Origin of the sequence: Arminella tubonensis, from assembly GCF_003240585.1 — a bacterium.
GTDB lineage: Bacteria > Pseudomonadota > Alphaproteobacteria > Rhizobiales > Rhizobiaceae > Rhizobium > Rhizobium tubonense.
Genome location: NZ_PCDP01000075.1, coordinates 23072 through 36028, shown reverse-complemented (window position 1 = coordinate 36028; position 12957 = coordinate 23072). Strand labels below are relative to the sequence as shown.

11 protein-coding genes are annotated in these 12957 nt (G+C 58.3%); 8 read left to right on the top strand and 3 right to left on the bottom strand.

From position 1 onward, the window contains the following. Positions 1–20: 20 nt before the first annotated feature. Complete coding sequence (locus tag CPY51_RS29725) at positions 21–1001, bottom strand: ABC transporter substrate-binding protein (RefSeq protein WP_111163968.1); 981 nt, start codon at positions 999–1001, stop codon at positions 21–23. Positions 1002–1256: 255 nt separating this feature from the next. On the opposite strand from CPY51_RS29725, the gene CPY51_RS29720 reads away from it, so the two are divergent. The 5 genes from CPY51_RS29720 to ftsZ all read left to right on the top strand — a co-directional run bounded on the left by CPY51_RS29720 (position 1257) and on the right by ftsZ (position 5112). Beyond that, positions 1257–2294 (top strand): LacI family DNA-binding transcriptional regulator, encoded by a 1038-nt coding sequence (locus CPY51_RS29720; protein ID WP_244598823.1) that lies wholly within the window; start codon positions 1257–1259, stop codon positions 2292–2294. A 731-nt stretch (positions 2295–3025) separates the two neighbouring features. Further along, positions 3026–3271: a hypothetical protein gene (locus tag CPY51_RS29715; RefSeq protein ID WP_111163967.1), complete on the top strand. Its 246-nt coding sequence runs from the start codon at positions 3026–3028 to the stop codon at positions 3269–3271. Between the two features lie 109 nt (positions 3272–3380). Further along, positions 3381–3581 (top strand): hypothetical protein, encoded by a 201-nt coding sequence (locus CPY51_RS29710; RefSeq protein ID WP_111163966.1) that lies wholly within the window; start codon positions 3381–3383, stop codon positions 3579–3581. A gap of 130 nt (positions 3582–3711) precedes the next feature. Further along, complete coding sequence (locus tag CPY51_RS29705) at positions 3712–3918, top strand: hypothetical protein (RefSeq protein WP_111163965.1); 207 nt, start codon at positions 3712–3714, stop codon at positions 3916–3918. 156 nt (positions 3919–4074) lie between these two features. After that, entirely contained in the window at positions 4075–5112 is a 1038-nt protein-coding gene (ftsZ, locus tag CPY51_RS29700) for a cell division protein FtsZ (protein WP_111163964.1), read from the top strand. A gap of 83 nt (positions 5113–5195) precedes the next feature. Here the strand turns inward: ftsZ and CPY51_RS29695 are convergent, their stop codons facing one another. Next, a complete protein-coding gene (locus CPY51_RS29695; protein ID WP_111163963.1) occupies positions 5196–6584 on the bottom strand; it encodes an FAD/NAD(P)-binding protein in 1389 nt (462 codons plus the stop codon). Positions 6585–6827: 243 nt separating this feature from the next. Next, positions 6828–7541 carry an invasion associated locus B family protein gene (locus CPY51_RS29690; RefSeq protein ID WP_195909650.1) on the bottom strand — a complete coding sequence of 238 codons (714 nt, stop codon included), beginning with the start codon at positions 7539–7541 and terminating at the stop codon, positions 6828–6830. A gap of 46 nt (positions 7542–7587) precedes the next feature. Here CPY51_RS29690 and CPY51_RS29685 point away from each other — a divergent pair, with 46 nt between their 5' ends. The 3 genes from CPY51_RS29685 to CPY51_RS29675 all read left to right on the top strand — a co-directional run bounded on the left by CPY51_RS29685 (position 7588) and on the right by CPY51_RS29675 (position 12910). Beyond that, a complete protein-coding gene (locus CPY51_RS29685) occupies positions 7588–8016 on the top strand; it encodes a hypothetical protein (RefSeq protein WP_146260194.1) in 429 nt (142 codons plus the stop codon). A 339-nt stretch (positions 8017–8355) separates the two neighbouring features. Next, the gene (locus CPY51_RS29680; RefSeq protein WP_111163960.1) at positions 8356–9213 is read left to right on the top strand and encodes a CsgG/HfaB family protein; all 858 of its coding nucleotides are present in this window, start codon (positions 8356–8358) and stop codon (positions 9211–9213) included. A gap of 352 nt (positions 9214–9565) precedes the next feature. After that, positions 9566–12910, top strand: coding sequence for a beta strand repeat-containing protein (locus CPY51_RS29675; RefSeq protein WP_111163959.1), 3345 nt, complete (start codon positions 9566–9568; stop codon positions 12908–12910). Positions 12911–12957: the final 47 nt, after the last annotated feature.

The window sequence follows — 12957 nt, the reverse complement described above, 5'->3', positions numbered from 1 at the left end:
TAATCGCAAGGCTGACGTGTTTAGAATGCGTTCGCCACTTCTGCCTTTGCATTGTCACCATCATAGAACTTATCTTCGTTCTTGATGAATGGCGGGATCTTCTTTCCAGCAGCGTAGTCCTGCATCGTCTTGAACGCGATGGGGCCAAACAGCGGGCTGCACTGGCAGATGGCGCCAATCTTGCCGTCGACGATAGCCTGAACGCCGTCCTTCTCGCCATCGATGGAGACGATGATCACGTCCTTGCCGGGGGTCTTGCCGGCGGCTTCCAGTGCCGCGATGGCGCCGATCGCCATTTCGTCGTTGTGAGCGTAGATGGCGGTGACCTCGGGATGGGCCTGAATCAGCGTTTCGGCGACCTGACGGCCCTTGTCACGGTTGAAGTCGCCATCCTGGCTGGCGACGATCTTCATCCCGGCTTCCTTCTTGATAGCTTCGTCGAAGCCCTTCTTGCGGTCGTTTGCCGGTGAGGAACCCGTCGTACCTTCGAGCTCGATGATCGTCGCCTTGCCGCCGGTCTTCTTGATCAGCCATTCTGCGACGCGTTGACCTTCCTTGACGAAGTCCGAACCGATGAAGGTCAGGTAGTCTTCGCCGGGCTTTGCCATCTTATGATCGACGTCGCGATCGATTAGGATGACCGGAATGCCGGCCTTCTTGGCTGCCTTGATCGCCGGAACCAGCGGTTTGTCTTCGCGTGGCGGCAGGAAGATGACATCGACGCCCTGGGCGATCATGCTGTTGACGTCCGATGCCTGCTTTGCAGCGGAGCTTGCTGCATCGGTGTAGACGAACTGATAGCCAAGCCGCTCGGCTTCAGCCTTCATGCTCGCCGTTTCCGCGAGACGCCAGGGATTGTTGCTTTCAGACTGGGCGAAGCCGACCTTGTAGACCTTCTTTTCCTTGAGCTTCGGCACCTCGGCAAATGCCGGAACGGCTGCGAGCGCGGCTGCAGCTCCCGCTGCGGAAACAAGGACGAAATTTCGACGGGTAATATCCATTGCAAGTACCTCCCAATAGGCATGTTTTCCACTCTATCCGTCAAAGGCTCCCCCCAAGGCGGACAACGCAAGCAGCGTCAGCGGAAGCCTGTCACCGGTGCTAATAATTGTCAATGACTCTTCTAATATGAATTTATTGTTCTCACAAAAACAAAGAGATAAGTATGATAATATATGCGCATAGCGCGAAGCGATCCCACTTGAAACTTTTCGTTCAAACCGTATGATGCGCCAATGGACCACTCAGACAAAAAAATGCAGCCCGAGCTAGGCGAGAGCGTCGAGACACTCGCGGTCAGACGCCCGACGATGACCGAAGTTGCTTTGGAAGCAGGCGTATCGCAGACCACTGTTTCGCTTGTGCTCAACGATGCGAAGGGCGCGCGCCTGTCCGCCGATACCAGGCGCCGCGTGCATGATGCGGCCAAGAAGCTCGGCTACAAGCTGACGGCGGGAAAGCCTTCGGCATCGAGCAGCGCCGGCACCATTGCCTTCGTCGTCAACGAATTTTCGACTGACCCATGGATGTGCCTGGCGATGGACGGCGCTCGCGAGAAGGCGTGGGAATACGGGATCACCATCACCGCGGCGAGCACGCGTGGCGACCCAAGTCTCGAGCATGCCGTCCTCGAGGGCATCCTGGCCCAGCCTTTGGTCGGGCTGATCTACGGAACGATCCACACCAGGCGGATCGAACGCCTCGACCTTCCCCGGCGCGTTCCGACCGTCCTGCTGAACTGCTACCTTTCGGATCGATCGGCACCGTCGGTGTTGCCGGCAGAAACCCTTGGCGGACACACGGCGACCGATCATCTCATTCGCGCCGGCCACGCGCGCATAGGCATGATCAACGGCGAACCCCGCATGGATGCATCGCGCGATCGGCTCAAGGGCTACCGGCAGGCGCACGCATCTGCCGACCTGCCCGTCGATCCCGATCTCATTCGCAACGGCAACTGGGAGCCCTCGGAAGGTTATCATCATACCCGGGAGCTGATGGCTCTGGCCTCGCCACCCACCGCGATCTTCTGTGCCAACGACATGATGGCTTCTGGCTGCTACGAGGCGCTGAAGGAACTCGGCCTTCGCATTCCGGAGGATGTCGCGGTCATGGGTTATGACGACCGGGAAATTGCCAAATACATGCACCCGCCGCTGACAACGGTTGTTTTGCCGCACTTCGAAATGGGCTCGATCGCGGCCGAATTTCTGATCGAGCAGATGGCCCGGCCAACGCAACGCGCGCCGCAGATCAAGGTCGAGGGTGATTTGGTCGAGCGCGAATCCGTCTGAATTGAGATCGGCTACTGCCGAAGGGACGCGAGCGGCGAAATGCCGAGAGCAACCGAGCCCGGTGGGCTCGACCTGATAGTCGGTATCATCATGACGATGGCAAGGAGCCCTCCGACAAATATCAAGCCGTATAGCATTGGTCTAATCGCCACGTTTATCGCACCTCAGTTCCCGAACCGAATATGTAAAACTACGGTCAGCACCTGACACGAAGCTGAACAGGCGTCCACCGTTGGTGTCCGCAGCAGTGTCGCGGTTGCAGATCGGCGAGGGCGAAGACGCTTTTCAGAATTGCACGGGAGAGCCTCAGTACCCCTATTCTGCGGCCTTTTGGTCCGAAGTCGAAGCGTTAATGCGCGATTGTCTCTCGACTTTGCACATAACTGCGGGACGCGGCATGCCATTTACTGCTAAGAGCAGATGTAACGCACCAGCTGAAATCCAAAAAGTAGCAATCTGGAGAATGCCCCATGCCCCCGGCGCAAACGACGCATAAGAAATCGCCGCCTAACGATCCTTACGAACCCGCGGGGTTTGCAGCACGCCACGGTATTGGAATTGAGGATGCCCGGCGCATTCTCACCTTGCACAAGGGCGACCGTGATTCGTCCAATAGGGCTGCTCACAAGATCAAGGGCTTGAACTAAAATGCCTTTGGCTGCGAATCGGTTTGGGTATCGCGCGCCGGCGTTTCCGGCTGCGGGCGCCCTTGCGGCGAGGAAGACCGATACATGGCTTTAGACCCCAACCAGGCATTCACCGACTATAAATACACCCCCTGTTCGGTTCAATTCTGGGTCGCGGGCGTCGCCTCGGTCGAGTTCAGATCCCTGCGCGCCGCTGTCATTTATGCCAGGGATAACGGGGCATTGACGGAATCCGTTGAGATCACCGTTCATCTGCCTCGCGAAGACATCGCCTACGGCACGGAAAAGGTCCGCGAACTGGTCAAGCAATTGTCGGCAGCAAACCGATAGACAGTGCCGCTCCACCTGTTCTGCGAGAGCAACAGGCCGAGCTGCGGCAAGATTTTACGCCGGAATAGATCCTGGCGAGCAAATAAAAAACCATCGAACGGAGCTGCAAATGATACGATTTAAAAAAGACGAGACGCCCACTGTCGCGGCCCCGGCTTCGGTAAAGAGCGAGACGGCCAAGCCGCCGACTGACGCAGTTGGCACGAACAAGGCCCCGCGGCAGAAGACGCCGAAGGCTAGGGAAGCTGAACCTAAATCGGCCGAGAGCCTTGAGCTATTCCGCCCGGCGGCGGAAAAAGACGCCGAATAACGAGCGATCGGTTCGATCGCCTGCCGGCTGAGGTCCGTCACGTGGCAGCCAAGTCGGTCGCCTTGCCGATGCTGCTCGACTTTTTCGCAAGGCGCATATAACCACCGCGGCAAGACACCGGGAGGGGCAAATGGACACAGTGGAAATCAGTGGCAGAAGCGACTTTGCCCTTTGGGCAATTCAGCGCGCCCAGGAGATCGTCAGGACGGAGGGATCGGCGCTGGCGCTGGCCGCACGTGACATGGATGAGGTAGCGCTTCAGGAAAACGGCGCTGCCCTCGGCAAGGCCATCGCCGACGCAATGCTCGAGGTATTCGACGGCCTGATGTCGGAATAGCGTTGCGCATGCATATCTGCCTGCTCTCCGCCTTGTTGAATGTATAAGCTAGGACGAATCTGATTCGTACCCCAACTTGCCTGGCTCTCACGTTGCAGTTTCCAGACCGCAGACTTCGACACCGGCACCGCAGGCAACTGCGCAAGGAGAAAATAAATGGCCGATCTCAATAGACCCGAAATCACGGAAATGAGACCGAAGATCACCGTAATCGGCGTCGGCGGCGGCGGCGGCAATGCGATCAACAACATGATCGCCGAGAAATTGCAGGGTGCTGAATTCATCGCAGCCAACACGGACGCGCAGGCGCTTGCCATGTCGAAGGCATCGCGACTGATCCAGCTCGGCTCGCATGTGACCGAGGGCCTCGGTGCAGGTTCGCTGCCGGAAATCGGACGCGCGGCTGCCGAAGAATCGATCGACGAGATCATGGATCATCTGCGCGGCACCCATATGTGCTTTGTGACCGCGGGCATGGGCGGTGGCACCGGCACCGGCGCGGCCCCGATCATCGCACAGGCGGCTCGAAAGGCGGGCATTCTGACGGTCGCCGTCGTTACCAAGCCCTTCACCTTCGAAGGCAAGCGCCGCATGCAGACTGCCAACGAGGGTATCGAGCGGCTGCGCGAAAGCGCCGACACCGTTATCGTCATTCCGAACCAGAACCTCTTCCGCATAGCCGATGCAAAGACCACCTTTGCCGACGCATTCGTGATCGCCGACCGCGTTCTTTATGCAGGTGTCGGCTGCATCACCGATCTCATCGTCAAGGAAGGCCTGATCAATCTCGACTTCGCCGACGTGAAGTCGGTAATGAAGGATATGGGCCGGGCCATGATGGGAACAGGCGAGGCCTCGGGCGAAGGACGGGCTTTGAAGGCGGCGGAAGCTGCCATTGCAAATCCGCTGCTCGATGACGTGTCCATGAAGGGTGCCAAAGGCGTCCTTGTATCCATATCCGGTGGTCTCGATATGACGCTGTTCGAGGTGGACGAGGCCGCAACCCGCATCCGTGAAGAAGTTTACGAGGACGCCGACATCGTCGTCGGCGCCATCTTCGACAGGGGCCTGGATGGTACTTTCCGGGTATCCGTCGTTGCAACTGGCCTAGACCGCGAGAGTGCCACAGACGACGTCCGCGCCGGTGCTGAAGGCCGGGCCGCCCAAGGCGGCCAATCCCGGACTTTGCAATAGGCAGAAAACTTCAGATAGGCATCGCTGCCCGAAGGCTGATGCCTATCGATCCATTTGCCATGCGTAAGGCCTAGGCAGAACGCTTATGCCTTTCCGGGATGTGGCTGCGCTCCCTCGGCCTGGATTTCTGCGCCGATCTTTTCGGCGACCTTCTTTGCCTGCACCCGAATGTCAGGCACGGCAGTGATTTCCCAGAACTGCCCGGCCGTCAGAGCGCCAACAGCAAACAAGCCGGGCTGCCGCTCGCCGGAGGTGCCGAGAACCTGCGACTGGCTATCAACCGATATGCCAAGCCCCAGATCGTCGGCGCGGACCATTCCGACGGCCTGCATCTCGCGCAGCAGCGGAGAGTGGCCTATCCCGGCTCGTTCCATGCCGGTGCAGTTGACGATCCAGTCCGCCCGCAACGCCTCTATTTCATCGCTGCCCCGCTGACGATAGCGAAGGATCGGCCTCGCCCCTTCCTCTTCGATCGATTGAAGAAATCCTGCATGGACGACGACCGTGCCGTCGCGGACAAGCGCGTCGAATTGGGCAAACACCGCCGGCGCGATGCGATGACGATGAATATTCCACCACGGCAGGGCATGCCGGAGGAAGCGACCCCGTTGCTGCTTGGTCAATTCTTGCCATATGCCCTGCGTCATCGGGCGAAGTCCGTCCATCAATCCGCGCCAATCGCCGCCGTTTTTCGCAGCCAGGCGTAAAGCCGCGAGGATGGCGCTGATCTCCGTAGTTCGCTCCGGGAGGGTCGGCGTGAACGGTGCCCGATGCGCCGCATGCGAGTGCGGAAGGAGGCCGCGGCGGGACAGCAGATGGATCCGCCCGCGGTGGCCGTGGGCGCGGAGCGCAATCACCTGATCGACCATTGTCAGGCCGGAGCCGAGGATGCAGATTTCGTCTGTTATCCTCACCTTCGATAGCCAGCCGAGCCGCCAGGGATTGCCCACGATATGCGCCCTGGCTTGCGGATCGATGCGGGAGGGCGGGACCGGCAACTGCGCATTGCCGACACCAAGACAGAGCACCACGTTTTTCGCGGTCAACTCCACCTGATTGTCGAGGTGAAAGACGACGCCAGTCCGCGAGCATTCGACACAGGCCCTCGCCTTCGCCTTGATGAAGTCGACGTTGGCTCTGCCGGTGCGGTCACGCAACAGTGAGGCAAGCCTATCGCGCAGATAGCGCCCATAGTCTCCACGCGAGGCGAAATCGTCGGCCGCGACCGGCTTTCCCTGCTGCAGAAGCCATTCGACAAAATCATCCGGTTCATCTGGAAATACGCTCATTCTTCCCGCCGGGACATTCAGCCGGTGGAGATAGAGTTCGGTGCGATAGGCAGTGCCGCGCCCGAAGCCGGGATCGTCGCCAACCACCGCAACGGAACTGGAGGACGGCAACAGCCTGAGAAGATTGATCGTCACGGCAATTGCCGAAAATCCCGACCCGACGACGGCAACGTCATAGCTCAAAAGGCACTCCTGCTTTTGCCAGCCTGGATATTGCGAGCCCTATCGTCAGGATCCGGTCGACCAAACGCAATGGGCGCGCCGCCGGTTCCCCGAACGTCGCTACCCTATCAAATTTATAGCCCTTATTGAATGACACAAGGCCGAAAGGCATGACGCAACATGCCATGCCCGCTGCCGCCCAGGAATTCCGGTGACGACATGGGCGGCACTGCTGCCGCTACCTAGATAATGAAAGCCTGCAAGTTATTTGAATTGAACAGCCTTGCCGCCGCCATCTGCTGTCTTCATGGCTGCGAGTGCTTCGGCAAACCCGTCAAGCGGCAACTTGATCGGGATCGCCTTTCCATCGGGTGTCGCAACAGTGATCGTGGCGGCCGGCTTTGTCTTCATCGCCTCGATCATCGCGCCTTCGACATTCCCTTCGACCAGGCAACCTTGCGGCGTGCAACGGCTGGCGGGCATTGTGGTCGAATAGGCGCCGTCGACGTCAATCTTGACACCGGCCTTCAAGGCGATGCCGAGCGGCACCGCCATTTGCGTCACGATCGCCTTGCCATCTGCAGCCGATGCAAGGCTCATGACCAGGATAACCTGTTTGCCATCCGGCGACATGACGTTTCCTGTGACCTGGCAACGCTTTTGTCCCTTTGCAAATTCAGAACACTGAAGGTCCCAATTCTTGTATTTGCCGCCGCTTTGCACGGGTGCAGCCGAAACAGGCGCTGCGGACTGTTTCTCCTGGCGCGGGGCGCTTGTCGACGGTCGGCCGGTCGTATTGGGAATGATCCCACCGTTTTGCTTGTTCGGATCGTTCAGGATAGGCGCGCCGGTCGTCGAGCGCGAAGCCGGCGTCGAAAACAGCGGACCGGTCTGCTGAGCCAAGGCCGGCACGGTACCGGCAATTAAAAACGCCATCGCCAGGTGGATGTTGACGCGGTTCCCAACCTTGAATGACATTTCAATCTCCCTCTGAAGCACATTTCGCAGTTCTGTTCCACGGAACTTGAGCGGAGTCAAACTACTCGGTACAATTGCCATTTATACGGAAATGCACAATAAGGTCTCCGACAAAACCAGCTGGCCGGGAGAAACCATCATGTCGATACATGGAAAGAGCGCAATATTTACCGTAATTGGCTGCATTTTTTCTTGCATTGCCACGAGTGCGAGTGCGCAGGCATATATCAATCAGACCTCTGCCGGCGAAACCAGCGCTTACATCGCTCAGACCCCTCCCACGGCGCGCCAGGGCGATATTCCCGCCACTTCGGGACGCAAAACGGCATCAGTTGGCGGGAAACGGGCGGGAAATGCAGCCCGCAAGGCCAATAATCCATTCCCTACCGTTGATCGGGGCTCTTCGGCAATCGTCAAGATCGAGGCCGAAGCTGATGCGTGGCCGACGGTGGGCAAGGGCGCGGTTAATAGGTGATTGAGCATAGACGTAGTATTTTTTGATTAGGCTGCGGCATTTTTGCCAGTTCCGTATGAATTAGAAAAAGCACCCAAAAATGAGATTCTGAATTCCCACGACTTCGATGGTAGTTGACGCACGAATTTACCAGCGTTAAGCGAAGGTAAATTAATTTTTGATTTGCGGACCTGGAGTTGTTGTCGTCGGAAATATAGATAACGGATTATTCCGTATTATCCCCACATTTTTACAGTTTTCGTATTAGGAAAACTTCAAGACTCTGTGGTTATACACCGATCTCAATGAGAACAAGTAATTCGTGAGCTGTTTACAGTATCGCGCAATGGCGGGGGAAATATGAAATTTCAGATCATCGCGGTGTCTGTCGCCGGATCGCTCTTGCTGGCCGGATGCCAGACAGGGCAGAAGCTTGACACACCGGCGGCAGCTCTTACGTCTCCGACGAAGACGACTGCGCGAGTCCAGACCCTTCCAGCACCTTCAATACCCGTTGACGTTGCCGTCTACGATTTCCCGGATCTGACGGGGCAGGCCAAGCCGAATGAGAGCTTTGCCGAATACAGCCGCGCCGTGACACAGGGTGGTGCATCCATCCTGATCGATGTGCTGAAGAAGACCGGCAGCGGCAAATGGTTCCGCGTTGTCGAGCGCTCCGGGTTGAAGGATCTGGTGCAGGAACGGACGCTGATCGAGAACACACAGAAGTCCTACGGGCAGAAGAGTGGCCTGCCGCCGGTGCGCTTCGCAGGCATCCTGCTCGAGGGCGGCGTCGTCGGATATGACTCGAATGAACTGAGCGGCGGCGCCGGCGCCAAATATCTCGGCATCGGCGGCGATATGCAGTATCGCTCCGACGTCGTCACCGTCAGCCTTCGGGCGGTCAGCGTCCAGACGGGCGAAATCCTGGCCTCGACGACCACGACCAAGCAGATCTACTCCGTCGAAGTCAAAGGCAGCGCCTACAAATTTGCGACAGCCAACGAATTGCTCGAAGTCGAGTTGGGCCAGGCGCGCAACGATCCGGGCGCTCTTGCGGTTCGCGAAGGCATCGAGCTTGCGGTCGTGTCGCTTGCCGTCGAAGGCGTGCGCGAGGGCTTGTGGCACCTGGAGGACCGCTCGCAGGAAGCAGAGTTCGTTCGCTCCTTTGCGAAGAAGTACGCGGATAAACCTCTTAACCTGGATGCGACCAAATAGGTTTCAAGGCGACAGCCCCGACAAAGTATCAATCCAGAATCCGAACTATAGATGGCTGCTGATTCGCCAATCAGCAGCTATTTTCGGTATAAACTGCTAAATTTTTATTATTTATGTCGTCAATTTCAGGCGATCTTAAGTGTAGACGCAATGTCAACCAATTATCTTCCAAAAACTGAGTTTCATTTTTGGGTATATTACCCATCGTAATTAACTATCAGTTACTTTTAGTTCTTCATTGACTTGCAGAGATACAGTTACGGGTGGTAGTAAACCAACTGTTAACGGTTCACTGCTCGGCGTCCCCAAGCGAAACAATGGGTAGCGCTCGAAGGTCTCTAGGGAGAACACCATGAATTTTTCAATGAAGCGTACAGCACTACTTGCTGGCGTTGCCATCATCGGCCTTGCAAACGGGGCGGCGGCACAAGATCTGACAAACGATGCTTACATCGGCCAGATGACCGACAATAACTTTGCCTACCTGTCACAGGAAGCCGGGACCACCGGTGGCAACCAGGGCTTCGTCTACCAGTACGGCACGCACAATGTGTTCCTGCCCTACGCAAATGGCCAGGCGTCGGACGCCCAGACGGGCAACAATATCCTCGGCGTCATGCAGCTCGGAAAAGGCAACTTCGTCGGCGACGACTTCCTTCAGACCGGCGCCAACAAGGGCAGCATCGCTCAGTTCGGCGACCAGAACATCGTCAATAAGTTCATCCAGACCGGCGCAAACCGCGCCACGATCTTCCAGGGCGGCAATGCCAACCTCGCCCAGACCGTTCAGCTCCGTTCGAACGACGACGGCGCCAGCAACGACTCGGGCATCATCCAGTTGAACCCCGACGCAAACGCTCCTGGCAATATTGCGTTCAACGACCAGCGTTTTGGCATTCAGCAGACCAACGGCTCGTTCGAAGGCGTATTTCAGTACGGCTCGTCGAATGTTGCGTCCAACGAGCAGCTCGAACAGCAGCATTCCAAGGCCACGATCGTTCAGGCGGGTACCGGCAACGTCGGCGTCAACGACCAGGTCATCACGACCTATGACAATGCGGGCCTGATCTCCACGTATCACATGGGCTCCGACAACACTGCCGGCATCGTGCAGAACGGCACAGAGAACAGCGCCTTCAACCTCCAGGATTCCAGCACCGACAGCGATGTGAACATCCTGCAGGGCGGCAAGAAGAACGTAGCTGCCAACCTCTACGTCGGTGGCACGAAACACACCGGCACGATCGCCCAGTTCGGCACCGAGAACCAGGCAACGAACGTCAGCCGCGATGGCACCGGCAACAGCGCCAGCACGCTTCAGATCGGCGCGACCAACAACGCCGTCAACAACTCGCAGAACGGCTTTGGCGACATCGCCAAGACGGTCCAGATCGGCAAGGGCAACCGCGCCTTCAACGATCAGATCGGCACTGCATCGCTGGCTGCAAAGACTGGCGCAAACGCCTCCATCGTCCAGGGCGGCAACGACAACAGCGCGACCAATCTTCAGCTTGCTCAGGTTGACGGCGGCAACAACAACGCCGGCATCGTTCAGCTTGGCCACGACAACACCGCAACGAACCTGCAGAACGCCGGCGCTTCGAACAACGCCAAGATTTCTCAGGTTGGCTCCGGCAACGGCGCTGTCAACTCGCAGACGGCAACGACCGAAGGCACTGCCGCCATCGCCCAGTTCGGCTCGGACAACATTGCCTCCAACGTTCAGAACGACGTCGATCCGACATCCGCCACGATCGTCCAGGGCGGCCAGAACAACCTCGCCGTCAACCTGCAGACCAGCGTAACGGATTCAAGCGCCTCGATCGGTCAGCTTGGTCACGACAACGTTGCGGCAAACACACAGCAGGCCGGTAGCGACAATGTCCACGCAGCTATCCTTCAGGGCGGCTCGGGCAACAAGGCCTCCAACGTTCAGGGTGGTCTGTCCACCGATACTGTAAGCATTGATGAACAGACGGTATCCACCGGCTTCCACAAGCGAACTGTTTACGGCGCAGCTACCCTGTCAGCTACAGGAGCAGCTCCTGCCAGCGACTCCAACGCTGCTGTCGCGCAGGTCGGGACAAACAATACTGCTACGAACACTCAGGTTGGAAAGTTCAGCTTGAGTGCGACGGAGTACGCGACGACCGCACAAGATCAGACCTACAGCTTTTCCAAAGGATGGAAGGACAAGGGCGCGGCGACACCCGCCACAGTGCAACTCAAGAAACCGATTGTTGGCGGCACGATCAAGACCGTCGCATCCAACGCCATCATCGGCCAGTTCGGCGACAACAACGTCGCTTCCAACTCGCAGATCGCCACCAACGGCACGGATGCCGCAACGGTTCAGATCGGCAATGGCAACGTGGCTCTCAACAACCAGGTGCTGACAGACGGTTCCAAGGCTGCAAACCTGCAGATCGGCTCGGGCAACTTTGCCGATAACGAGCAGACGGGCACGGCATCTTCGAACGCCGCAATCGTTCAGGATGGCAAAGGCAACGGCGCTGTGAACACGCAGACCGCAACGCTAGATTCGAAGGCAGCAATCCTTTCGATCGGAGATGGCAACGGCGCCCTCAACACACAGACCGGAACCATTGGTTCCAGCGCTGCGACTGTCCAGGTCGGCAACAAGAACGTTGCAGTCAACACCCAGACGGGAACTGACAATGCTTCGGCTCTTGCAGTTCAGTTAAGCGACAGCAACGGTGCGACGAACATCCAGAATGGTGTCTCGGATGCCCTGGCAACCACCCTGCAGTTTGGCGGCACTCAAAACAGCGCAACCAACCTCCAGCAGAATGGTAGCTCGCAGGTAGCCGCGGTCATCGTTCAGGACGGCAGCTCCAACAGTGCAGCTAACGTCCAGGGTGCAAAGGTCACGACCTTCTCGCTCTTCGGACATGCCGTCACAACCGCCGACGCTTCAGCGACTGCTTCCGCAGAAGCCATCGTCCAGTCCGGCAACAACAACACGGCTGCCAACGTTCAAGGCGGCGGTCTCACGGTGTCTTCCGGCATCGTCGGCCTCGCTATCCCCGGCCCGGCCGCTGCGTCTGTCGCCGGTATCGCTCAGTTCGGCAATGACAACAACGCGGCGACTGTTCAGGTCGCAACGCTTGGCGCCGTCGCCGGTACGGTTCAGATCGGCAACACCAACCAGGCGACCACGACCCAGTCGCTTGCTGCTGATGTTGCCTCGGCAACCTACCAGGATGGCAACAACAACACTGCAGTAACTGCGCAGGGAGATCTCGGCTCGCTGTCTCTTGCGACTTTCTCGACGGCAGCAACCGTCCAGATCGGCAGCTTGAACACGGCCGTGACTGCGCAGAAGGGCTCGAACAACAACGCCCTGACTTACCAGAACGGCGTGCAGAACGCTGCGCTCACCACTCAGTCCGGCAAAGGCGAAAGCTCGCTGATCGCACAGAACTCCAGCCAGTCGATTGCGCTGGTCGGTCAGTCCGGCGGCAGCAACAACTCGGCCGTCGCCCAGGCTGGAGCGTACTCCAACGCCTGGATCAGCCAGCCAGGCAGCGGCAACAACTCTGCCGTCTTCCAGTACGGCACCGGAACGAGCGATGCCGACCGCAACTACGCGATCGTCTCGCAGACCGGAAACGGCAACAACTCGGTTGTCGTCCAGGCCGGCATTCGCAACGTAGCGATCGTCAGCCAGCATTAATATCGAAGGCGGGGCGCTCTTCGGAGCGCCCCGCATCTTCTCTGGAG

Bases quoted from the DNA above. Each gene is read 5' to 3' on its own strand.
- CPY51_RS29725 (WP_111163968.1), bottom strand. From the start codon at position 1,001: ATGGATATTACCCGTCGAAATTTCGTCCTTGTTTCCGCAGCGGGAGCT.
- CPY51_RS29720 (WP_244598823.1), top strand. From the start codon at position 1,257: ATGCAGCCCGAGCTAGGCGAGAGCGTCGAGACACTCGCGGTCAGACGC.
- CPY51_RS29715 (WP_111163967.1), top strand. From the start codon at position 3,026: ATGGCTTTAGACCCCAACCAGGCATTCACCGACTATAAATACACCCCC.
- CPY51_RS29710 (WP_111163966.1), top strand. From the start codon at position 3,381: ATGATACGATTTAAAAAAGACGAGACGCCCACTGTCGCGGCCCCGGCT.
- CPY51_RS29705 (WP_111163965.1), top strand. From the start codon at position 3,712: ATGGACACAGTGGAAATCAGTGGCAGAAGCGACTTTGCCCTTTGGGCA.
- ftsZ (WP_111163964.1), top strand. From the start codon at position 4,075: ATGGCCGATCTCAATAGACCCGAAATCACGGAAATGAGACCGAAGATC.
- CPY51_RS29690 (WP_195909650.1), bottom strand. From the start codon at position 7,541: ATGTCATTCAAGGTTGGGAACCGCGTCAACATCCACCTGGCGATGGCG.
- CPY51_RS29680 (WP_111163960.1), top strand. From the start codon at position 8,356: ATGAAATTTCAGATCATCGCGGTGTCTGTCGCCGGATCGCTCTTGCTG.
- CPY51_RS29675 (WP_111163959.1), top strand. From the start codon at position 9,566: ATGAATTTTTCAATGAAGCGTACAGCACTACTTGCTGGCGTTGCCATC.